The sequence below is a fragment of the Rhizobium sp. P1_E1 genome (assembly GCF_056406015.1).
This window is the reverse complement of sequence record NZ_JBFUAY010000042.1, coordinates 21,691-45,366: the sequence shown is the minus strand read 5'-3', so window position 1 is coordinate 45,366 and position 23,676 is coordinate 21,691. Positions and strand designations below refer to the sequence as shown.

Here is a 23,676-nt window from a genome sequence, read left to right as displayed (position 1 = left end):
CATCCGACCTGGCCCGAGGTCGCCCCCGGCACGCTGCTCAATCGGGCCGATGTCGACATTGCCTTTCCGTTGGAGGCGATCGGGACCGATCTTTCGGCACTGATGACCATTGCGATCGGCGGCGTTTATTCCATCAAGGGCATGACCGGCATCCGCATCGTCGACATGACGCTGCCCGACGCCTTCAAAAGCGCGCATCCCGGACCGCAGTTCGGCATTCCTGGAAGCCGCCGCCTCACCGGCGTCGAAGGTCGCCCCATCATCGGAACGATCGTCAAGCCGGCGCTTGGCCTCAGGCCACACGAGACGGCGGAACTCGTCGGCGAGTTGATCTCATCCGGCGTGGACTTCATCAAGGATGACGAAAAACTGATGAGCCCGGCCTATTCGCCGCTCAGGGACCGCGTTGCGGCGATCATGCCGCGCATTCTCGATCACGAGCAGAAGACCGGCAAGAAGGTCATGTATGCCTTCGGCATCTCGCATGCCGACCCCGACGAGATGATGCGCAACCACGATATCGTCGCCAAGGCCGGCGGCAACTGCGCCGTCGTCAACATCAACTCGATCGGCTTCGGCGGCATGAGCTTTCTGCGCAAGCGCTCGAATCTGGTGCTGCACGCGCATCGAAACGGTTGGGACGTGCTGACACGCGACCCCGGCGCCGGCATGGATTTCAAGGTCTACCAGCAGTTCTGGCGGCTGCTGGGCGTCGACCAATTCCAGATCAACGGCATCAGGGTCAAATATTGGGAGCCGGACGACAGCTTCGTCTCATCCTTCAAGGCCGTCAGTACGCCGCTGTTTAATGCCTCCGATTGCCCGCTTCCGGTTGCCGGGTCGGGCCAGTGGGGAGGGCAGGCGCCGGAGACCTATCAGCGAACCGGCCGGACCGTCGATCTTCTCTATCTCTGCGGCGGCGGCATCGTCAGCCACCCCGGTGGCCCGGCGGCCGGCGTTCGCGCGGTGCAGCAGGCCTGGCAGGCCGCAGTCGCAGACATCCCGCTAGAGATCTACGCCAGGGAGCACCCGGAACTCGCCGCCTCGATTGCAAAATTTAGCGACGGCAAGGGTGCGTGACCGCGATGGATGGACTTCTCGTCAGCTATTACGGCGATGACTTTACTGGCTCCACCGATGTCATGGAGGCCCTGGCCTCGAACGGTGTGTCGACCGTGCTCTTCCTCGACGTTCCGACGCCGGAACTGCTTGCACGCTTTAGCGATTGCCGGGCAATCGGCATTGCCGGGACAAGCCGCAGCGAGACGCCCGCATGGATGGGAGAGCACCTTACGCGCGCTTTCGCATGGCTGAATTCGCTTGGCGCCGCCATCTGCCACTACAAGGTCTGCTCGACCTTCGATTCCAGCCCCGAGATCGGCAATATCGGCAAGGCGATCGAAATAGGCCGTACGGTCTTCAGGCAATCCGTCGTACCGGTCATCGTCGGCGCGCCGCAACTGAAGCGCTACACGGCATTCGGCAACCTCTTTGCCGCTTACCAGGGCCGAGTCTTTCGCATCGATCGCCATCCTGTCATGAGCCGTCATCCGGTGACGCCGATGGACGAGGCGGACCTTGCCGTTCACTTGTCGAAGCAAACCCTGCTTCCCGTCCTGGTCGCCGATCTTATCGCGATCACCGCGGCTGACGCCGATGCGCGTATCGACGGCCTGGCGTCGGGTTCCGAGGGGATTCTGCTCATCGATGTCGATTCCGAGGCGACGCAGGAGGCCGCGGGTCGGCAGTTGCTTCGTGTCGCCAGCCGCTCGGGGAGCTTCGTCGCCGGCTCCTCGGGGGTCGAATATGCCCTGCTCAGCGCATGGCGGCGGAGCGGCTTCATCGGCGAAAGCAAAGCCGAGTTTCCCGATATCGGCCCGGCCGACCGCCTCGCCGTCGTGTCGGGCAGCGTATCGCCGACGACCGAGCGCCAGATCCGGACGGCTGTCGAGAATGGCTTCGAGAGTATCGCGCTCGATCCGCTTGCACTAGTCTCGGAGCAAGGCGAGGGCGCGGTGAGTGCTGCGGTAGAGGCGGGAACCGCGAAGCTCAGGCAAGGCAAGAGCGTCATTCTTTACACGGCGCTTGGACCATCCGCAGACCGCGGCACCGACATCGACAAGCTTCCGGGTGCGCGTCACCGGCTCGGGAGCGCGCTCGGCACGATCTTGCGTCGCCTGATCGAGAACGAGAGGCTTTCGCGTGCGGTCGTCGCCGGCGGCGACACGTCCAGTCACGCACTCAGGCAGTTGAAGATCGACGCGCTGACGACGCTTCTTCCGCTTCCCCAGACGCCGGGTTCTCCGCTTTGCCTCGCGCATGGCGACTATCAGCCGACCAACGGCCTGCAGATTGCGCTCAAAGGCGGCCAGGTCGGGACGGACGACTATTTCGTCCAGATCCGTGAGGGGAGGAAGCACTGATGGTTTCCTCCGGCATCGGCAGAAATGTGCGATCGCGGAAAAAGTGATTCCAACAATTAAGTAGTGATATGGTGATTGACTCATCATACCAGTATATGATCCTATCAAAAACGGAACAGGTGAGGAAAACATGACTAAGATTGCCCTCTTCGGCGCAGGCGGAAAAATGGGATACCGGCTTGCCAAAAACCTCAAAGGCTCGCGTTTCGAGGTGCGCCATGTCGAGGTGAGCGACGCAGGCAAGGCCCGTTTGAAGAATGATCTCGGTCTTGATTGCTTACCCGTCGATGCCGCACTCGATGGCGCCGATGTGGTGATCCTTGCCGTGCCGGATACGGCGATCGGCAAAGTGGCGGCAGGCATCGTCGATAAGCTCACATCAGGCACGATGGTGATCGCGTTGGACGCTGCGGCTCCCTTTGCCGGCCACCTGCCGAAGCGCGACGATCTTACCTACTTCGTCACCCATCCCTGCCATCCGCCGATCTTCAACGACGAGACGGAGATGCAGGCCAAGAAGGACCATTTCGGCGGCCTGTTCGCCAAGCAGCACATCGTCTCGGCGCTCATGCAGGGTCCCGAAAGCGCCTATGCGCTTGGCGAGGAAATCGCCAAACTCATCTGGGCTCCGGTCATGCGCTCGCACCGGGTCACGGTCGACCAGCTTGCCATGCTCGAACCGGGTTTGTCGGAAACCGTCTGCGCATCGCTGCTCGTCGTCATGCGGCAGGCCATGGACGAATGCGTGGCACGCGGCGTGCCTGAACAGGCTGCCCGCGACTTCCTGCTCGGCCATATGAACGTGCTCGGCGCGGTCATCTTCAAGGAAGTCGACGGCGTGTTCTCGGATGCCTGCAACAAGGCGATCGAGTTCGGCATCCCGGCGCTGATGCGCGACGACTGGAAAAAGGTATTCGAACCGCAGGAGATCGCCGAAAGCATCCGGCGCATCACCTGAACCGGCATGGGGAGGCGAGCCCTCCCCCTTCAACTGCCCCGAGGAGACGGGGTTAGCCGCTCCGGGGAGTCGGGGCTTCATTCACAACAGGGAGGAAAATATGAAACTGACGCGCAGACTGACACTTGCAGCTTTTGCCGGCGCCCTCGCGCTTGGTACGGCTCTTCCGGCCTTTTCGGCCGATCTCATCGCCATCATCACGCCGGCGCATGACAATCCCTTCTTCAAGGCCGAAGCCGTCGGCGCTGAAGCCAAGGCCAAGGAGCTCGGCTACGAGACGCTGCTCATGACGCATGACGACGACGCCAACAAGCAATCCGAAATGATCGACACGGCGATCGGGCGCGGCGCCAAGGCGATCATTCTCGATAATGCCGGAGCCGACGCCTCCGTCGCGGCCGTCAAGAAGGCAAAGGATGCGGGCATCCCCTCCTTCCTGATCGACCGCGAAATCAACGCGACCGGCGTTGCCGTTGCCCAGATCGTCTCGAACAACTACCAGGGCGCCCAGCTCGGGGCGCAGGAATTCGTCAAGCTGATGGGCGAGAAGGGCAATTACGTCGAGCTGGTGGGCAAGGAGTCCGACACCAATGCCGGCATCCGCTCGCAAGGCTATCACGACGTCATCGACGACTACCCGGACCTGAAGTCCGTCGCCAAGCAGTCGGCCAACTGGAGCCAGACGGAAGCCTATTCGAAGATGGAAACCATCCTCCAGGCAAATCCCGACATCAAGGGCGTCATTTCAGGGAACGACACCATGGCAATGGGCGCAATCGCAGCGCTGCAGGCGGCCGGCCGCAAGGACGTGATCGTCGTCGGCTTCGATGGCTCCAACGACGTGCGCGACTCCATCAAGTCGGGCGGCATCAAGGCGACAGTGCTGCAGCCGGCCTATGCGCAGGCTCAGCTCGCGGTAGAACAGGCCGACGCCTACATCAAGAACAAGACGACGCCAAAGGAAGAGAAGCAGTTGATGGATTGCGTTCTCATCAACGCCGACAACTCCGGCAAGCTCGAAACCTTCGCCCTGACGAACTGATCAGCCGCGAATTGCAGAGGGCGCAGCGCTGCGCCCTCTGCAATGCTTTTCGCAAGACGTCGAGGTTCATAGCATGTTGAGAATGAAGGGCGCCCTGCTCGCTGCCGTCGTGGCGGCAGCCTTGCCCGGTTGCAAGATCATCAAGACCCCGACCGCGGAGGAAAAGGCGGCGGCAGCGGCCAAGACCGCCTTCGACCCGAATGCAAAGGTCGAGGCGATCTGGCAGTCCGAGGCAGTCCCCTATTTCGAAAAGCGCGCCGGCGACCTGAAAGACGTAATGCAGCTTTCCGCCTCCAGCCCCGATGCCGCGGGCGAGAAATACGGCAATCCCCGCAAGCAGAGCAGCTCGCCATGGACCTATGCGGTGAAGATCACCGGCAAGGTGATTGCAGCCGATACGGCTTCGCGCGCGGCAACGCTCGATGTCGACGCCGATGGCGACGGCAAGGCCGATGCCAAGATCCAGATCGGGCCGGCGCTCCGCGGCACGGCGCTGCGCGATACGCTGGACTTCGTCAATTTCAACGAATTCAAGAACCAGATCGAGTGGGCGCAGTTCGGCAAGGCCTTCAACGAAAAGGCCAATACCGCCTTTCTGTCTGCCGTCCCGCGCGATGGCCTGGTCGGCAAGACGGTGACCGCGATCGGCGCCTTTCCGCTGCCGAAAAGCGGCGAGCTTCCGCTCGTCACACCTTCGGAACTGAAGGTGGGCTCATGACCACAGGAGAGACACAAAAGGACGATGTCATCCTGCGCCTCGACGACGTGTCGAAGGTCTATTCGGGTATCGTCGCCGTCAAGCGCGCCAATCTTGAGCTGCGTCGCGGCGCAGTGAACGTGCTTGTCGGCGAAAACGGCGCAGGCAAATCGACGCTGATGAAGATCATCGCCGGTGTCGAGCGTCCGACGCTCGGCCGCATCATCTTGGATGGCGTGCCCGTATCCTTCGATAGCCCTGCCGATGCGCAAGCGCACGGCATCGGGATGATCTTTCAGGAGCTCAATCTCTTCGCAAACATGTCGGTTGCCGAGAACATCTTCGCCAGGCGCGAAATCACCCGCGGCATTCTTGGCATCGATCACAAGGCGCAGGTGCAAAAGGCCAATGCGTTTTTGAAGCGTCTGGATGCCGGGATAGAGGCCGATACGATGGTCGAGGATTTGCCGATCGGCCAGCAGCAGCTCGTCGAGATCGCCAAGGCGATGTCGTTGAATGCCCGAATCCTGATCATGGACGAGCCGACCTCGGCTCTTTCGGCGGCCGAGGTTGAGATCCTGTTCAAGGTGATCGCGGAACTGAAGGCCCAGGGCGTGGCGATCGTCTATATCTCGCACCGGCTCGAAGAGCTGATGCGGATCGGCGACTACATCACGGTGCTGCGTGACGGCCAGATCACCGGTGAGGCGATGGTCCGCGACATCGACACACGCTGGATCGTGCGTTCGATGATCGGCTCGGATGCCAAGGATTTTGCAAAATCCGTGAACCACGCCATCGGAGCTGAGGTCTTTCGCGCCGAAAACATCAGCCTGCCGCGGCCGACGGGCGGGCTCTCGGTCAACGATGTCTCCCTGTCGGTCAAGGCAGGCGAAATCCTCGGCATCTATGGCCTGATGGGTGCCGGGCGCAGCGAATTCTTCGAATGCGTGATCGGCCGTCACACACACTCGACCGGCAAGATCTTCATCGACGGCAAGCAGGTTCGCGCCCGCGACACCACGCGACGTATCCGCCGCGGCCTTGCGCTCATTCCGGAAGACCGGCAGCGGGAAGGTCTGGTCCAGGTGCTCTCGATTGCCTCCAACCTGACGCTGGCGAGCCTTGGCCGCTTCACCCGGCTCTTCCATATCGACAGGCGTGCGGAGAAGAATGCCATTCGCGATACGATCCGCGATCTCTCGATCAAGGCACCGAACCCGGATTTCGAGGTGACCTCGATGTCAGGGGGTAATCAGCAGAAGGTCGTCATCGGTAAGGCGTTGATGACCAATCCGAAGGTGCTTCTGATGGATGAACCGAGCCGCGGCATCGATGTCGGCGCCAAGGCCGATGTCTTCCGTACCATGCGGCGGCTGGCGGCAAACGGGCTTGCCATTCTGTTTTCGACTTCCGACCTCGAAGAGGTCATGGCGCTTTCCGATCGCATCGCGGTTTTGAGCAACGGCCAGCTGGTCGCCGTCTTCGACCGGAACGAGGCCACCGAAGAAGCCATCATTGCGGCTTCTGCCAAGGGACACGGACATCAAGGGAAACTCGCGTCATGATGGCGGCTACATCAACTATTCTCGCGCCGAAAGGCGCCAACGGCTCCATGCTTCTGACGCTGATGAAGCTCAGGACCTTCATCGCGCTATTTGCCGTCATCATCTTCTTTGCGATCTTCGCACCGAACTTCACCTCGACGGCGAACATGATCCTGATGTCGAAGCATGTGGCGCTGAACGCGTTCCTGGCGATGGGCATGACCTTCGTCATCATCACCGGCGGCATCGATCTCTCAGTCGGATCGATCGTCGGTCTTTGCGGCATGGTCGCGGGCGGTCTGATCCTTTACGGCATCGAATTGCCGATTGGCTACACCATCTTTTTCAACCTTTTCGAGATCGTGCTGATCACCCTGTCGATCGGCCTGCTCATCGGTCTGATCAACGGTCTGCTGATCACCAAGCTCAACGTCGCGCCCTTCATCGCCACGCTTGGTACGCTCTATATCGCCCGCGGTCTCGCCCTGCTGTCGTCGGACGGCCAGACCTTTCCCAACCTTGTCGGCCGGCCTGAATATGCAACGACCGGCTTTGATTTCTTCGGCGCGGGGCGCATTCTCGGCCTGCCGGTGTCGATCTGGATTCTGATCGTGCTTGCGCTGCTGGCCGCCTATGTCGCCCGCTCGACACCGATCGGCCGTCATATCTTCGCCGTCGGCGGCAATGAGCGGGCTGCGCGCATGTCGGGTATCCGGGTCGATGTCGTCAAGATCTTCGTCTACATGTTCTCCGGACTTTGCGCGGCCATCGTCGGCGTCGTCATCTCCTCCGAACTGATGGCAGCCCATCCGGCAACCGGCGAAAGCTTCGAACTCAATGCGATCGCCGCCGCCGTGCTCGGCGGCACCTCGATGTCGGGCGGCCGCGGCACGATCGGCGGCACGATCATTGGAGCCTTCGTCATCGGCATCCTCTCCGACGGATTGGTGATGATGGGCGTTTCCTCCTTCTGGCAGATGGTCATCAAGGGCCTCGTCATCATCATTGCCGTCGTCGTCGACCAGGCGCAACGCCGCCTGCAGCAGCGCGTTACCCTCATGCAGATGGCAAAGGCAGGTTGAGATGACGGAATTAAAAGGAGCTTTGATCGGTTGCGGCTTCTTTGCGATAAACCAGATGCATGCCTGGAATGACGTTCGAGGTGCCGGCATTGTCGCGATCTGCGATCGCGACCCAGAGCGGCTGAAGCTCGTCGGCGATCAGTTCGGCATCAATCGCCGCTACGGCGATGCCGAGGCGTTGTTCGCCGATGGCGGTTTTGATTTCGTCGACATTGCCACGACCGTCCAAAGTCACCGTACCCTCGTCGAAATGGCGGCCGCGAACAAGGTGCCGGCCATCTGCCAGAAGCCGTTCGCCAAGACCTTGTCGGATGCGAAGGCGATGGTCGAGGCGTGCCGCAATGCCGGCATACCGCTAATGGTGCACGAGAACTTTCGCTGGCAGACGCCGATCCAGGCGGTGCGGAAGACGCTGGAGGCCGATGCCATCGGCACGCCCTTCTGGGGCCGTTTCTCCTTCCGTTCGGCCTACGACGTCTTTTCCGGTCAGCCCTATCTCGCCGAGGGCGAACGGTTCATCATTGAAGACCTTGGCATCCATACGCTCGATATCGCGCGCTATATCCTTGGCGACGTTCGATCGCTCACGGCCCGCACCAAGCGGGTCAATCCCATCATCAAGGGCGAGGATGTCGCGACCATTCTGCTCGATCACGAAAACGGCGCCACGTCGGTCGTCGACGTCAGCTACGCCACCAAGCTTTCCAGGGAGCCATTCCCCGAGACCTTGATCGAGCTCGACGGTTCGGAAGGCACGATCCGCCTGACCCAGGGTTACGGCCTCGAAGTCACCAACGCCAAGGGCACCACGACCACGGACGTGTCTCCGAAGCTGTTGTCATGGGCCTCGCGGCCCTGGCACAACATCCAGGAGAGCGTCTATACGATCCAGCAGCATTGGGTCGATCAGTTGGAACGCGGCGCGGAACACTCGACGTCAGGGGCTGACAATCTGAAAACTTTTGCGCTCGTCGAGGCCGCCTATGACAGTGCGGCCAGGGGACAGACGATCGATGTCGGAGCGATGCTGCGATGACGGTCGATGCGTTCCAGCTCTACGGCACTCGCCTCGTCGAAACGCCGCCGATTCGGCTGAGAGCGGGAAAACTGGAAGCCGATCTCGCCAACGGCAACCTCCGCACCATCCGCTACGACGGGACCGAGGTGCTGCGAGCGATTTCCTATCTCGTTCGCGACCGGGACTGGGGCACCTACAGCCCTGAAATCACCGATCTCCGCATCGAGCAGAGTGACGATCGCTTCGAGGTCGCCTATCTCGCCCGCTGCGAGGGACCCGACGATACCAGGCTTGTCATTGACGTTCGCATCAGCGCAACTGCGGACCGGCTCGACTTCGAGGCTGAGGCCATCGCCTCGACCGGCTTCGAGACCAACCGCTGCGGCTTCTGCATTCTGCACCCGATCGTCGGTTTGGCAGGTTCACCGGCGACGGTCGAGCATGTCGACGGGGAGGTCGTAGCAACACGGTTTCCCGATCTCATTGAGCCCTGGCAGCCGTTCAAGGACATGCGCGCCATCACCCACCTGGTCATGCCTGACGTTCAGGCGGAATGCCGGATGGAGGGCGACACCTTTGAAATGGAAGATCAAAGGAACTGGTCGGACGCATCCTATAAGACATATGTCAGGCCGCTCGCCCTGCCCTGGCCCTACCAGATTGCCGCCAATCAGCCTGTCCGGCAAAAGACGTCGCTTGTTATCAGGGATATCAGCGGTGCCCCACGGCATCCTCCGGCTGGGGTGTCAGTCAGCGCCATAAAACTCGAGCTCGGTGCGCGCACCGGCACCATGCCGAATATCGGCGTGATCATTACACCCGAAGAGGCCGATGCGACCCTATCGGCAAAGTCCGTCCTGACGGAGATCGCTCCTCAGGAACTCCTCTTCCATTTCGACCCGAGTGCCGGGCACGGCGTCGACGCGCTCAGGCGGTTCGCAGCAATCGCGACGGCCCATCGCGGCTGCTCGACGTTGGAGATCGCCCTTCCCTGCAAATCAGTCCCGGCGAGCGAGACCGCCGAGATCGCCCGCCAGTTGCAGCTGGCGGAATTCAAGCCGGATGCGATCATGATCTCGCCTTCGGTCGACCGGCAGTCGACGCCGCCCGGCAGCACCTGGCCGGATTGCCCGCCTTTGGATGAAGTCTATACCGCCGCTCGCGCTGCCTTTCCCGGCATTCGCATTGGCGGCGGCATGCTGAGCTATTTCACCGAGCTCAACCGGAAGCGTGTCCCGGATGGACAGCTCGACTTCGTCAGCCACTGCACCAATCCGATCGTGCATGCGGCCGACGATCTCAGCGTCATGCAGACATTGGAAGCCCTGCCCTTCGTCACCCGGTCTGTGCGTGCGATCTACGGCGACAAGCCCTACCGCATCGGCCYGTCGACGATCCCGATGCGGCAAAACCCCTATGGCAGCCGCACGATGGACAATCCGTCCGGCTCTCGCATACCCATGGCCAACCGCGACCCACGCCACAATGGACGCTTCGCGGAGGCTTTTGCATTCGGTTACGCGATACGGGTGCTGGATGCCGATCTGGAATGCCTGACGCTATCGGCCCTGACCGGTCCGTTCGGTTTGATCGCCGGTCCGGCGGAACCGACCGAACAAGGCGGCCGGCGCTCGCTGTTCAACACCATGCGGACACTCTCCGCTTTGACTGGTGCATCCTGGCAGGAATGCGTCTCCTCCTCACCCTCTGAGGTCCTGTCTTTCGTTGCAAGGGATACTACAGGCGCCAGGCTGTACGTCGTCAATCTGACGAGCAAAGAGAGAAAGGTCGATTGCAGCGCATGCGGGCCGACCGGCAAGGACTCAAGCGGGGATCTGCTGCTTGCCCCATTGGCTGTCGCCGTCTTGCCGCTGCAGCGCGACGTGCTGGCGGATTGACCTCCAGCGGTGCTGCTGCATCTATGCGATCGGGAACTCGCTCTCGGGAGGATCGATGTGAAGACGAAGAAGCTTATCAATTCCGGCGCCGATGCCGTCGATGAGATGCTGCAGGGGGTCCTGGCGGCCCATCCGCGCCATCTCTACGCGGTAGAGGACATGCCCCGCGCGATCGTCGCCAGAAACGGGCCGCGCAAGGGCAAGGTCGGATTGGTCATCGGTGGTGGCTCCGGGCACGAACCGACATTTCTGGGGTTCGTCGGCAAGGGGCTTGCAGACGCGGCCGCAATCGGCAACGTCTTCGCGTCGCCGCCGCCCGATCCGATTATCGCCTGCGCCATGGCGGTCGACGGCGGCGCCGGTGTGCTGTTCATGTATGGCAATTATGCCGGCGACGTGATGAACTTCGACATGGCAGCCGAGATGCTGGCACTTGACGAGATCGAGGTACGCACCGTCCTGACCACGGATGACGTGGCGTCTGCTCCTCCCGATCAAAGGGACAGACGACGGGGCGTGGCGGGCAACGTCTTCATCTTCAAGGCCGCCGGCGCCGCCTGCGATCTTCTCTACTCGTTTGACGATGTCGAGCGCGCCGCCCGCCATGCCAATGCGCGAACCTATACGATGGGTGTCGCGCTTTCCCCATGTTCGCTGCCCCAGACCCTCCGGCCGAACTTTCTGATCGGCGAAGGGGAAATGGAGATCGGAATGGGCATCCACGGGGAGCCTGGCGTGGCGCGCGAGCCGCTGAGGCCGGCCGACGCGGTGACGGACGAACTCATGGACAGCATTCTTCGCGAAATGAACGCAGACCGGGGCGATCGTGTCGCCGTGCTCGTCAACTCGCTGGGTTCGACCCCGATGATGGAACTCTACATCATGATGCGGCGCGTGAAGTCCCGGCTCGACGATGCCGGGCTCATCCTCCATACGTCGCTCGTCGGGAATTACTGCACCTCGCTCGAAATGGCCGGCGCGTCGATCACGGTCATGCATCTTGACGACGAGCTTCAGCGATTGATCGACCACCCCTGTGATTGCGCGATGTTTGCGAGGTGATCAATGACGTTTACGACCGAAGACCTGCAGCGCTTGTTTGCCGGGATTGCCGAGGATATTGCGGCGGAACGGGATCATCTTTGCGAACTGGACGGCGCCATCGGCGATGGGGATCACGGCCTTGCCATGGATGCGGGCTGCCAGGCCGCGGCGAAAGCGGTCGGCGAACTTGACGCCGGGATTGCCCCGACAACCGCATTCAACGTCGCGGCAAAGGCATTCCTGAATGCGGTCGGCGCTTCGTCCGGGCCGCTATATGCCACGGCCTTCATGCGCGCCGGAGCAGCCGCCAAAGGCAAGCAGACATTGAGCGATGATGACTTCCTCAGCGTCTTTGCGGCAATGGCCCAAGGAATCCAGGAACGCGGAAAGGCCGAACCCGGAGAAAAGACGATGGTTGACGCCTGGAAGCCCGCAGCCGACGCAGCACTCGATGCCCGGCGGTCGGGAAAGCCCCTCCCCCAATGCTTCGAGGCAGCGGAGCGGGCAGCGCGGACAGGCTGCGAAGCGACCAGCAACATGACGGCGACCAAGGGACGGGCTTCGCGATTGGGGGATCGTGTGATCGGGCACATCGATCCTGGCGCCGCGTCCGCCGTCATCATCATCTCCGCCATGGCCAAATTTGCTCAGCATCACGATGGTTGGGCCGTGAACTCATAAATCTGCTGGACTGATAGCCTGACAGAGTCCGCTATGCCCCAATGGCCGACGCGTTGCTGCGTAGCAGCGAGACGATGCTATGTGCCAAAAGCGGAATTGCCGATCAAGCAGGCTTGCGGCTGCCGGCTTACCAGCCGAGATCACCAAAACTGAAGGCATCACCGATCATGGTATCCTGACGTTGATATGACCATTATGCCGATCCGGTCTTGCCGCGTTTGCCTGCAGGGAACATACCTAACCTCACAAAGCGGTATTTCCAACGGATGTCGGACTAGAGGAGCCCATGAAATGGATCTGCAGCTCACTGGCAAAAAGGCACTGGTAACCGGCTCGACTCGGGGGATTGGGCTTGCCATCGCTGAGCGTCTTGCGTTGGAGGGAGCCGACGTCGCGATTTGTGCCCGCAGCGGCGACGCCGTTGAGGACGCGGTCAAGGCCCTAGAATCCAAGGGAGGCAAGGCCTGGGGCCGGTCGGTTGACGTCAAAGACCCAGCGGCACTTCGGAGCTGGGTTGAAAGCGCTGCGGCGGCGCTTGGCGGTGTCGACATTTTGGTGGCAAATGCCAGCGCCCTATCTTTCGGGCTTAGTATCGAGGCGTTCCAGTCAGCCTTCGACGTCGATCTGATCCACACTGTGACGGCAGTTGAGGCGGTTATGCCGCACCTTGAGCGATCCCGAGCGGGGAGCATCGTCGCCATTGGCTCGATTGGGGGAGTCGAGGATTCAGAACTCAATGCTTACACAGAGGTGTCCTATGGCGCCATAAAGGCTGCGCTGCACTTTTACATCAAGTCGCTCGCCCGGACCGTCGCGCCCAAGGGTATCCGAGCCAATGTCGTCAGCCCCGGTTCGACGTTCTTTGACGGTGGTGCCTGGGATCGGATCAAGAGCGAGCAACCCGAAGATTTTCGTAATGCGGTTGCCATGATCCCGATGGGCCGCATGGCGAGGCCCGAGGAGATCGCCAACGTCGTCGCATTCACGGCGAGCCCAGCGGCGAGCTACGTCACCGGCGCCAATCTGGTGGTTGACGGCGCCTTCACGCGACGCATCTAAGCTGACGTGTCACACGTGGTGACGCCGTTTGGATTAGAGAGCTGGCTCGCCAGCAAAGAGCATGGGCGAACATTCCGCCGAAACGAAATCGCAAAGACCCGATCTGCTTCAGCCCCTATCTCTATCGCGCACGCAACGGATCGAACGGTTCTTCAACAAAATTAAGCAATGTAGGGGTGTCGCGACCAGATACGCCAAACTCGCGGCCAACTATCTGGCGTTCGTCAAACTCGCATCAATCCGAATTTGGCTACGCGGTAATGAGTCCACGCCGTAGCTCATCGCGCCAGTTCCTATCTGCAATGGGCCTCGCTCGGCACCAGAACAACGGGCGAAGTCTTCTTTCGAAACCGCCAAGGTTCATTTCTTCGACCGAAAGACGCAAAAGCATTTGAGTGCCTGAACACCACGCGCGTAAAGCAGGTTCGTTGAACGCTGAACGGAATTTGCCCTTGCAGACGACATGGTGACTTGTACTCTCTACTCTTGCCAATAGGCTGTTGGTCGGAGACGAGGTAGCCAGGACATGCACATTCGAAGGGCCGTTTCTGCTGACGCGGAGGAGCTGAGCAGTCTCCTGAACGAGATCATCCGGGCCGGCGGAACAACCGCACTCGAGACACCGCTTTCGGCTGCCGAGTTCGCGGACTGGTTCATCGATGGCGAGTTTCCTCTTACCTGCCATGTTGCAGAGCACGATCAGTCACTCGTCGGTTTTCAGTCGCTGAGCTTATACGGCGATCCGCCAAAAGGGTTCGCCGACATTGCGACCTTTGCCCGCATGAACCCAAGGACCGCAGGCGTCGGCAGCGCACTTTTTCCTGCAACCCGAGCGGCAGCGGAAGAGCTCGGGCTCGAATTCATCAATGCCACCATTCGCGCCGACAACGTCAGCGGCCTTGGCTATTACGCAAAGATGGGCTTCGAGACCTATGATCGACTGGTCCAGGTTCCGCTTCAGGACGGTACACCCGTCGACAGGATCAAGAAGCGTTTCAGAGTAGACACTAGGCACCGCGCGATACCCGACGCCTGAAACGTGTCGATGGCGCTGGGGAGTGCTTGGCATCCAAGGGCCGATGCCGCCTCTTTGCAGGCCACACTTTGATGTGCGGCGAAGAAGCTAAATTCTGCAGCCTGCGGAACATTAACCCCATGAAGTGACACCGTACTTTTCCTACATGGAAGCTAAATAACACTTACCTTCCGTCATAGGCTTCCTTGTCAAGTAAGACTATCCACCATCCATAAGGATCAGGAACCGGGATAGAGATGGATTTGGAGCCGCAAAGACGTAAAAAGGGAACAGGTCAAAGCCATGCCCGGAGTTTCCTCATGCCGACTGCGATGTTCACGGCCGACGAATTGGCGGTAGTCCGCCGCGCTTACGCCCATCAGGTGGTGGCAACCGCCGCCACGACGAACCCGCGGATCGAAGCTGCCTTTGCCACCGTCCCGCGCGAAAAATTTCTCGGTCCGCCGCCATGGCAGATCGCCAATCTAGGCGGCGGATATCGCCCCCTCCCCTCCTCCGACGTGGTTCTGGCCTATCAGGACGTGCTCTTCGCCCTGCAGTCCGACAAGGGTGTCAACAACGGTAGCCCCTCACTGCATGCCCGGCTCCTGGCAGAGCTGGACGTACAAATCGGCGACCGTATCGCCCATATCGGTGCAGGCACCGGCTACTATAGCGCCATTCTCGCAGAGTTGGTCGGCGCTTCTGGTCATGTCTATGCCGTCGAGATGGATCCGGATCTGGCCGCCCACGCTCAAGCAGCGCTTGCGGATCGTGCCAATGTCAGCGTCATCAACGCCGACGGCAGTCAATGGCCGCAGCAAGAGGTGAATGCGATCTATGTGAATTTCGCCGTCGCGCGGCCTGCTGAACCCTGGATCGAAAGACTGCGGCCTGGAGGGCGTCTGGTGCTGCCGCTCGGCGTGCCGCGCCAGGACCGACCGTCGAAAGGCGGCCGTCACGCGTCCCATGGCGCTGCACTTCGTATCGTGCGCGGCGAGGGTGGATTTGCGGCGCGTTGGATCGGCGTAGCCTATTTCGTCTGCGCCAACGGTGGATTGTCAATCGACGATAACGAGATCGAGGCGCTGACCGCCGCCTTCAGACGCGGCGGCATCGAATTCGTCAAGAGCCTGCTCTGGAAGACGGACCCGCGGATAGGGCGCTGCTGGCATATCGGCGACCAATGGGCGCTCTGCTATGACGACGTCTGAGGAATCCGCGCCGGTTCCGCAAGACTGAGAGGCCCATCTCTATAGGGAACGAAAGCAATGCGGCGCGCGGCGGCATCGAAGAGCTTGACGTCCTCGACACCATTCTTCTTTCGACCGGCGCGATCAGCTAGCCGCACTTCTGACCACGATGACGGCGCAACTCTCAAGCACCCGGCGTAAGGCACAGGCGGCAACACGCTCGGAGCGCCGGCCTCGGATCTCGCGATCTCGAGGGTTAGTCCAGACCCACCACCGGCACCCTTCCCTGCCCGGTGCTGGAGGGCCGGCTGCGGAAATCACCATCCATCCTCTCTCGAATTCAGCAAGCGCGCGGCAAGGATCCGAGCCACCGCATACCGACTGAGATCGAGACCGGATTGGGTGCCGACGGCGTAATGAAGGGCAGCGGCCGGCGTGCGTCAGATATGGTGCACCAACATTTGACTTGATCCGCTCTAATAGACTGGAACGACATGACCAAGGCATTCGGCGCTTCCTCCTGGAAGGCGCCGCGCAGACCGGAGGCAGATGCCAGTAAGCGGTGGCGACCGCGCCATCGTCGATCGTGGCGCTCTTGGCGCGCGGCTTGTTCACAAGCGGTCTCACGAGACAACCACGCGGCTCTTCTGCTGGAGTCGATGCGGCGGTCGCGACATAAACCGGCGACGCAGACATCCCATCGCCGGCCCAAGCCTCCTCGACCTCGACAAATCTCGAGAGGTCGGATCGACACGAATGGAAGGCGGGGATGCGTTGCCTGTCCGACGACGGGTTGCCAGAATGGCAAAAGCCCGGCGCGGGAGAGATGCGCCGGGCTTCGATAGTGACCGACAGCCTGGGAGGAGAAGTGCTGTCCGTCGGACCGAAGCGGCTAGGAGGGGAAAGCGCTTCGGTCCGTCACGAGGTAATGTCGCAATGCGGCAAATTCAAGCCTGACGGCTGAGCGGATTTCGCAGAGGAGGTGCCAGGCGGGTACGGCTTGCTTTCACGCGGTCAGCGCCAGGCGTGGCGTTGTCCGCGGACAACTTGGCGAGCACCGACCCGGGCGGACGCGGGTCTCCGGCCTTCAGCCGGCTGACCTGCGCCACCCCGAATTGCTAGATGAGAGCATCGGGCATCGCGCTGCTGGTGGGCCAGCATCCAGACGTGAGAACAGAGGTTCGCAATGGTCGACGACAATGCGCAATGGAGCTGCCTCGCCTAGCCTTTCGTTCGCTCAAGGGCGCGGCCTCGCATGTCTCCACCTGACCGACGGCCGAATTGGCCGAGATATCGAACATGGCGATCGCCAAGCTCGCCGATCCGCACCGACGACCAACAACGGCGACGACATTCAACTATCCGCCCTGGCACATGCGGATCCCGACGCCGGCTCTCAGCCATCCGCTGCATCATTCGAAGCTTCGGCCCCCGACCACAAAACCCCAGGAAAGAGGACCAACCGATATAGCTTGGACGGACGAGCCGATCGATGCAGCTCGGGCTCATAGGACGCCAGATTGGCAGCCCTCACGTGCTGCCCCTCTCCAGCTTCTCCTAAGACGCGCCGCAGGGGCTCGAATGACGGAGCCGCCGCCCACCGATCTGCTCGGACCGAAGCATTGCTATCAGCCAAACAGCCTAACGCCGTGTGACGGGCCTCGATTGCCGCCTCGTCAACGAGACGCAAAAGCGGCGACAATAGCACCGCGGCGGCGCTGCCATCCTGGTCGCGGATCCCATTCGGAGAGTGAAGCCGCAGCGCGCATTCTCCTTGAATGGGTGCAATTCTGCTCTCCATCAAACCGGTGGCAGGCTCTGGGGAACGCGATCCTGTCGGCAGACCCGACAGGGCTCTTCGGAAGCGCTGGAGCCGAATACCTCCACGCCTGCTCGGCGAGGCGCAGGAGGCCGCTGCTCTACGACACCAGGCAGAGCCATCGAGGCGGCTACAGTGCCGCAAGGTCACAGCATCCATCAGTAGCGCGATATCAGGGATATTTTCCCGGCCGCGCAAACCAATTGCCGCGGGTACCAGTTCATGTGCAAACGACCTGACAGCTGCCGGGCTGATCAACCGGTTGTCCGCGGACAACGGCACGATCGGGCGATAGSTGGCCTGCGGAGGTTCCTGGATTCCCCTGAGGGAAGACTGGAGGAACGACTGTCCTGCCGTCATYAAAGCCGCGCCTTCCATGTGATGGCCGACCGACCGAACGTCGTCGCATCCGACTTTTCACGAGATCGAGCGGAAGGATCACGCGACAGGGGAGGGGATGCCTTTCGACCCGACGGAATCGGGAGCTCAATGCCGAGGCTTTCCGACGTATTAGCCCGTTGTTCAAACGGGCGGTCACCGATATCGGCCGACCGTCCGTCAGCGCACATGCCCCAGCGACAACTATCGCCGATCTGCTTTCGGTGGCGAGCTGAGCGCATGTGGGGCAGGCAGCATCGAGTTCGCCTTACCTGGGATAGCCGGCCGTCACGCCATGGCGCGCCGCCATATCAGATAGGGCGGCGCCCGCCTTCGATGCACGTTATTTGATGACGTGTGGATCCTCGCTCTCTGGCAATATGGAAGACCTGCGTTAATCCCGGCCGATATGCCGGTGGATGATCTCCTGCCTCCAAAAGGGATGCGCGAGATACCCAGCAATGAACTGCCCGAGCAGCGCCTCCAGTCGCGGTCGGGGAGGGGCCGTCGATGGCACATAGCGCCAGGCTGTGAGCTGGCCGACGTCCCGAGCAACGCGCGCACTAAGTCTCCGCCACATTGCCAYGCAGTTCCTTTCGCGTGGCGACTTGGTCGATGCGCGTTCTGCCGATTGCCGACACGCTATCAAGCAACCGCCGTCGCCATCGAGATCGCGTCCGCGGGCAGGTCACCATCTAGGTCGCGACGACGCTTTGCCATGCGGCGCGCCGAGCGAAAGCAATCAGCTCGCAGGGGTCCGTCTTGCATTTGGCCGTTGATAACGCAGACGGCTATTGCAGGCCATTGTCACCGGCGCTATTGTTTTGTCGGGCTTGCTGCACAGCGCGTCGCGGTCGCCGGCATCGGACGGCAGTGGGATTCAGTCCAAGTCGCGCTCTCGATCGGAGCTGCGCCCCGATCTACCGGTCTCGTGGCCCTCAAGCCGCCCCATCGGTAGACTTGCGAAAAGAATCAGCACAACGCAGCAAAGGAACTAAAGGCCGATTTCACTTCCGCAGCCGGAGGTGATTGCAGTAATATCAATGCGTTATAATTTCTAAAACGACTTAAGATCCGTTGCTTAGGCGGTACCGAGCGCAGTGGCTGCGCGACTTGACGTCCCCTCAATCACCTCCAATCCCTGCCGCCTGACCCGGACCGCGGGAACCTGCTGACCTCGCCCCTGCTTAAATGTCCGCAGGAAAGCAACGGCTTGCATCCTTTAGCGGAACCCCGCGTTATCTCCGCACCAGATCGGAGAACATCCTCATGCCAGATGTGCTTCACCTCAAGAAATTCCCCATTGCGGCGACAATCATGGCCGCAGCGATCGGCGCATTTGTCTTGATGCAGGCGACGGAGCGCAGGTCGGCTGCCCCATCTGCGGATGTCGGTCGCTCGAGTGACGATCATGGCCGCAGCGCTAGCACGCCCGAGGCTATTCCCTTCAGCGGCCTTCGCGACGTGTTCTGGCGCGTCTTCCACGAGGTCCTCGCCGACCGGGTCACGCTGATTGCCGCGGGCGTGACCTTCTATCTGCTGCTGGCGCTGTTCCCAGCCATGGCGGCTTTGGTATCACTCTACGGGCTGGTTGCAGATCCGACCACCATATCCGAACATCTTCGCGAATTGGCTGGCCTTCTGCCATCAGGCGCGTTCGATCTTCTTGCCGACCAGATCAAGGAACTCGTCGATCGTCGCGACGCTACGCTCGGCATCACCTTTTTTGTCGGTCTCGGCATCGCCCTCTGGAGCACGCATAGCGGCACGCTGGCGATCTTCGACGCTATGAACGTCGCCTATGAGGAAGAGGAGAAGCGGGGGCTTGTCCGGTTGAACCTGATCGGCCTTTGCTTCACCTTGTGCGCAATGCTTTTGACAATTGTCATGGTGGCGCTCGTCGGGGTCATGCCTGTTGTCCTCTCCTATCTCTGGCTCGATCAATTCAAGGAGCACATGGCCCTTCTCATGCGATGGCCGCTGCTTCTGCTGGTCGTCGCTGTGGCCGTTACATCAGTCTATCGCTTCGGCCCCAGCCGGGAGCCTGCCAAACTCCGGTGGATGACGTGGGGCGCGGCTCTGACCACGGTCGCCTGGACCGCCATGTCTCTCGGCTTCTCCTACTATCTGGATCATTTCGCCAATTACAACGCGACATACGGCACACTCGGCGCACTGATCGGCTTCCTCATCTGGATCTGGCTTTCGGTCGTCATTCTCATCATCGGAGGCGAGCTGAACGCCGAACTGGAGCATCAGACCGCGAAGGACACGACGACGGGAGCGCCGCTGCCGATGGGATCGCGCGGGGCCTATGTCGCCGACACTCTGGGCAAGACCATAAGCTGACCGCGATGATTGCTCCTCTCATATGGTTTTGATGTATTCTGCCATTTCTGCAGTCCCGACACAGGAGACGTTGATGACCGCCCCGCATCCTTCCAAAACCCATATCGGCAATCATGCACTGCATCCCGAGACGCAGATGCTGAACTACGGCTACGATCCCGAACTCTCGGAAGGGGCGGTCAAGCCACCGGTGTTTCTCACCTCCACCTTCGTTTTCAATACAGCCGAGGATGGCCGCGACTTCTTCGATTACGTGTCGGGCCGCCGCGAGCCGCCCGAGGGGAAGGGGGCCGGCCTCGTCTACTCGCGCTTCAACCATCCAAACAGCGAGATCGTCGAAGACAGGCTCGCCGTCTACGAACGGACGGAAAGCGGCGTGCTGTTTTCATCCGGCATGGCGGCGATCGCCACGACTCTGCTCGCCTTCGTCCGGCCGGGGGATGCGATCCTGCATTCGCAGCCGCTCTACGGGGGAACCGAAACATTGCTGGCAAAGACCTTTCTGAACTTCAGCGTCGCCGCCATTGGATTTGYCGACGGCGTCAGCGAAGGATCGGTGCAAAAGGCGGCGGAAGAGGCGATGGCCAAGGGCCGCGTCTCCGTCATCCTGATCGAGACGCCTGCCAATCCGACCAACAGTCTGGTCGATGTCGCGATGATCCGACGCGTGGCCGACATGATTGGTGCAAGACAGGGCCATATGCCGATCATTGTCTGCGACAACACCCTACTCGGACCGGTCTTCCAGCGGCCGATCGAGCACGGCGCCGATATCTCGCTCTATTCGCTGACCAAATATGTCGGTGGTCATTCGGACCTGATCGCCGGCGCCGTTCTTGGTCGCAAGGCGGTGATCAAGCAGATCAAGGCCCTGCGCGGCGCGATCGGCACCCAGCTCGATCCGCATTCCTGCTGGATGCTCGGCCGGTCGCTGGAAACGCTGCAGCTTCGTATGGAACGGGCCAACAGCAATGCCCGGGCCGTTGCCGACTTTCTGCGTGATCACCCAAAGGTCGAGAAGGTTCACTACCTGCCCTACCACGATCCGGAATCGCCGGCCGGCCGGACCTTCATCGCGCAATGCAGCGGCGCCGGCTCCACCTTCTCTTTCGACATTCGCGGCGGTCAGCCAGCCTCGTTCAAATTCCTGAACGCGCTGCAGATCTTCAAGCTCGCGGTCAGCCTCGGCGGCACGGAATCGCTCGCAAGCCACCCGGCAACGATGACGCATTCCGGCGTGCCCGCCGATATCCGCCAGCGGATCGGCGTTCTGGAATCGACGATCCGGCTGTCGATCGGCATCGAACATCCGGATGATCTGGTGGCGGATCTGGAACTGGCGCTGCAGGGCGCCTGATGGGCGGGAGAAATCGATGCCCGGCGGCGCCGGGCATCGTGGGTCACGTCACTTGTCGTCGGTCGTCAGTTCCGTCTCGTCGGTATTCAGCACGAAGACCGCAAGCAGGCGCGCCGGCTTTGTCTTGCTGGCGTTCTTGCTGACGGCGTGATGATCGCCCGGAAATTCGGGAAAGCTTTCGCCTGCTTTATAGACCTTCTCCGGCCCGTCATTCACCTTGCTGGTGATCGCCCCTTCGAGAACGGTGGCGTAGATGAAGGCCGAGGCCGGGTGCGTATGACCGGGCGACGAGCCGCCCGGTGCATATTCGACGAGCACCGCCCGCATGCTCTTGCCGGGAACATTGGGAAGCTTCTGGTCGAAAACGACGCGAACCTTCGCGTCGCCGCCTGCGGCATAAGCCTGAGTGCCGGCGGCAAGGACAATCGCAAGCGCTGCTGCCGAGATCATTTTTTTGAGCATGTCTGGTCTCCTCAGTTGATGGGAATGGGTCGCTTGGCGCCCGGTGTCAGGCGCTCTTCTTCTGGGGCGGCTGCCGGCTCAGCCAATCGTCAAAGCGGATCTGGCCAAGCCGCGCCTTGGCGCCGGTCACGAGCGAATTATCCTCGAGCTCCACGCCGAAGTAGCGGGCATGCGGATCCGCCACCACTTGCCGCGGATCATTCGTCGCCTTGAAGAGACGCGTCACGATTTCGGTGAGGCGGACTTTCTCGGGCCCGCCGATCTCGATCGTGCCGTTCAGAGGCGTGCCGAGCGCCACCTCGGCCATGACGTCGGCGACGTCGTCCGAGGCGATCGGCTGCACATAGGCCGGCGACAGATGCACGCTCTGGCCGACGGTGCCCGACTGGGCGATGCCAGCCATGAATTCATGGAACTGGGTGGAGTGCACGATGGTGTAGGGTATGCCGGAAGTCTTGATCAGCTCTTCCTGGGCCATCTTGGCGCGCATGTAGCCACTGCCCTGCAGCCGCTCCATGCCGACAATCGACAGCGCGATGTGATGCTTGACGCCGGCGGCAGCCCCTGCCTTGAGCAGATTGCGGCCCGACGTCTGGAAGAATTCCAGGACGGCCTTGTCCTCGAACGAGGGTGAGTTTGCGAGATCGAGCACCACCTGTGCTCCAGCGAGCGCTTCCGCCAGGCCTTTGCCGGTAATCGTGTCCACACCCGAGTTCGGCGAAGCCGCCAACACCTCGTGCCCCTTGTTACGCAATCTTTCCACGGTCTTGGAGCCGATGAGGCCAGTGCCGCCGATAACGACGATTTTCATGTTTAGTCTCCTTGTCCTTTACGAGGATGTCCTCTGGTGACCTGAAGGTGAGCAGGCAACTGCTCGGCATGCCCACCGCGTCCCCAATGAGCGAAGCGACTTCATCGGGACCGTCGCCGGTGCGGCCGGTAACCGATGGGCAGGAGGATGCGCCGGATCGCGGTCCCAAACTATTCTTCCTCGGTCGCTCTCACCCTATGCCAACGCAGTAGGCCAGCTGGCCGAAATGGCGGAACATCACGTCAACAGGCATCGGCTTGATAAACCGTTGGGGCAGATGGTCGACCCGGAAGGCAAGGCGTATTCACTGGCCTGCAAGCCGAGGCTTGCGTCATCAATGCTCTCACGATGGAGATAAGAATGATCAAGCGTCTGAACTTCATGGCCCATAAGAACAGCGGCATCGACGGCCTCGTGGCCGTTGAAGGCTGGATTGCCAAAAGCTTCGATCCGAAGTTGCTCGAACTCGTCAAGGTGCGCGTTTCCCAGATGAACGGATGCGCTCACTGCCTGCACATGCACCGCCAGGACGCGCTGAAGCTCGGCGAAACGGATGACCGGCTGCTGCTTTTGAACGCGTGGCGGGAGTCGCAGCTTTTCACCACTCGGGAGCGGGCCGCACTCGCCTGGGCCGAGGCTCTCACTCAGATCGCGAAAAGCCATGCGCCGGATGATGTTTATGAAGAGGCACACGCCAACTTCGCGGATGACGAGCTCGTGGCCCTTTCGATCGGTGTTGCGATGATCAACGCCTGGAACAGGCTGGCGATCGGCTTTCGGCTTCAGCATCCGGCAGATCACAAACGCGCCGCCGCCTGACAGCTGCGTTAGGAATGAGCCTGG

The 23,676-nt window shown here is 61.3% G+C and carries 19 protein-coding genes and 1 pseudogene; 18 read left to right on the top strand and 2 right to left on the bottom strand.

What is annotated here, in order from left to right; translation table 11 throughout:
• The 17 genes and pseudogenes from AC1D1Z_RS16440 to AC1D1Z_RS16360 form a co-directional block, all read left to right on the top strand.
• On the top strand, positions 1-1,080 hold a 1,080-nt coding region (locus tag AC1D1Z_RS16440), incomplete at its 5' end, for a RuBisCO large subunit C-terminal-like domain-containing protein (protein WP_477851228.1).
• Between the two features lie 5 nt (positions 1,081-1,085).
• Positions 1,086-2,423, top strand: coding sequence for a four-carbon acid sugar kinase family protein (locus AC1D1Z_RS16435; protein ID WP_032981334.1), 1,338 nt, complete (start codon positions 1,086-1,088; stop codon positions 2,421-2,423).
• A gap of 130 nt (positions 2,424-2,553) precedes the next feature.
• Entirely contained in the window at positions 2,554-3,381 is an 828-nt protein-coding gene (locus tag AC1D1Z_RS16430) for a phosphogluconate dehydrogenase C-terminal domain-containing protein (RefSeq protein WP_018245452.1), read from the top strand.
• Positions 3,382-3,481: 100 nt separating this feature from the next.
• Positions 3,482-4,423: a D-ribose ABC transporter substrate-binding protein gene (locus tag AC1D1Z_RS16425; RefSeq protein WP_018245453.1), complete on the top strand. Its 942-nt coding sequence runs from the start codon at positions 3,482-3,484 to the stop codon at positions 4,421-4,423.
• A 73-nt stretch (positions 4,424-4,496) separates the two neighbouring features.
• Positions 4,497-5,141, top strand: a complete 645-nt coding sequence (locus AC1D1Z_RS16420) for a DUF2291 family protein (RefSeq protein WP_018245454.1) — start codon at positions 4,497-4,499, stop codon at positions 5,139-5,141.
• On the top strand, positions 5,138-6,688 hold the full coding sequence (locus tag AC1D1Z_RS16415) for a sugar ABC transporter ATP-binding protein (protein WP_018245455.1): 1,551 nt from the start codon (positions 5,138-5,140) through the stop codon (positions 6,686-6,688). The genes AC1D1Z_RS16420 and AC1D1Z_RS16415 overlap by 4 nt, the downstream gene beginning before the upstream one ends.
• Complete coding sequence (locus tag AC1D1Z_RS16410; RefSeq protein WP_018245456.1) at positions 6,685-7,749, top strand: ABC transporter permease; 1,065 nt, start codon at positions 6,685-6,687, stop codon at positions 7,747-7,749. Before AC1D1Z_RS16415 ends, AC1D1Z_RS16410 begins: the two co-directional genes overlap by 4 nt.
• Before the next feature lies 1 nt (position 7,750).
• On the top strand, positions 7,751-8,785 hold the full coding sequence (locus AC1D1Z_RS16405; RefSeq protein ID WP_018245457.1) for a Gfo/Idh/MocA family protein: 1,035 nt from the start codon (positions 7,751-7,753) through the stop codon (positions 8,783-8,785).
• Positions 8,782-10,665, top strand: a complete 1,884-nt coding sequence (gene apnL / locus AC1D1Z_RS16400; RefSeq protein ID WP_477851223.1) for a D-apionate lactonase — start codon at positions 8,782-8,784, stop codon at positions 10,663-10,665. Before AC1D1Z_RS16405 ends, apnL begins: the two co-directional genes overlap by 4 nt.
• Before the next feature lie 57 nt (positions 10,666-10,722).
• Entirely contained in the window at positions 10,723-11,727 is a 1,005-nt protein-coding gene (locus AC1D1Z_RS16395) for a dihydroxyacetone kinase subunit DhaK (RefSeq protein WP_018245459.1), read from the top strand.
• Between the two features lie 3 nt (positions 11,728-11,730).
• Positions 11,731-12,390, top strand: coding sequence for a dihydroxyacetone kinase subunit DhaL (gene dhaL, locus AC1D1Z_RS16390; RefSeq protein WP_018245460.1), 660 nt, complete (start codon positions 11,731-11,733; stop codon positions 12,388-12,390).
• Between the two features lie 291 nt (positions 12,391-12,681).
• The gene (locus tag AC1D1Z_RS16385) at positions 12,682-13,449 is read left to right on the top strand and encodes an SDR family NAD(P)-dependent oxidoreductase (RefSeq protein WP_018245461.1); all 768 of its coding nucleotides are present in this window, start codon (positions 12,682-12,684) and stop codon (positions 13,447-13,449) included.
• A gap of 53 nt (positions 13,450-13,502) precedes the next feature.
• A pseudogene (locus AC1D1Z_RS16380) lies at positions 13,503-13,726 on the top strand (IS5/IS1182 family transposase); the annotation flags it as partial.
• A 249-nt stretch (positions 13,727-13,975) separates the two neighbouring features.
• Entirely contained in the window at positions 13,976-14,485 is a 510-nt protein-coding gene (locus AC1D1Z_RS16375) for a GNAT family N-acetyltransferase (RefSeq protein WP_018245462.1), read from the top strand.
• A 299-nt stretch (positions 14,486-14,784) separates the two neighbouring features.
• Positions 14,785-15,678, top strand: a complete 894-nt coding sequence (locus AC1D1Z_RS16370) for a protein-L-isoaspartate O-methyltransferase family protein (protein WP_131704394.1) — start codon at positions 14,785-14,787, stop codon at positions 15,676-15,678.
• A 3,445-nt stretch (positions 15,679-19,123) separates the two neighbouring features.
• Entirely contained in the window at positions 19,124-20,203 is a 1,080-nt protein-coding gene (locus tag AC1D1Z_RS16365) for a YihY/virulence factor BrkB family protein (RefSeq protein WP_018245467.1), read from the top strand.
• A gap of 73 nt (positions 20,204-20,276) precedes the next feature.
• Positions 20,277-21,560, top strand: coding sequence for a cystathionine gamma-synthase family protein (locus tag AC1D1Z_RS16360; protein WP_477851218.1), 1,284 nt, complete (start codon positions 20,277-20,279; stop codon positions 21,558-21,560).
• 48 nt (positions 21,561-21,608) lie between these two features.
• Here AC1D1Z_RS16360 and AC1D1Z_RS16355 read toward each other — a convergent pair whose 3' ends face one another.
• Positions 21,609-22,022, bottom strand: a complete 414-nt coding sequence (locus AC1D1Z_RS16355; protein WP_018245469.1) for a cupin domain-containing protein — start codon at positions 22,020-22,022, stop codon at positions 21,609-21,611.
• Positions 22,023-22,068: 46 nt separating this feature from the next.
• Positions 22,069-22,833, bottom strand: a complete 765-nt coding sequence (locus AC1D1Z_RS16350; protein WP_018245470.1) for an SDR family oxidoreductase — start codon at positions 22,831-22,833, stop codon at positions 22,069-22,071.
• Positions 22,834-23,193: 360 nt separating this feature from the next.
• Between AC1D1Z_RS16350 and AC1D1Z_RS16345 the strand changes: the two genes are divergently transcribed.
• Complete coding sequence (locus tag AC1D1Z_RS16345) at positions 23,194-23,652, top strand: carboxymuconolactone decarboxylase family protein (RefSeq protein ID WP_018245471.1); 459 nt, start codon at positions 23,194-23,196, stop codon at positions 23,650-23,652.
• Positions 23,653-23,676: the final 24 nt, after the last annotated feature.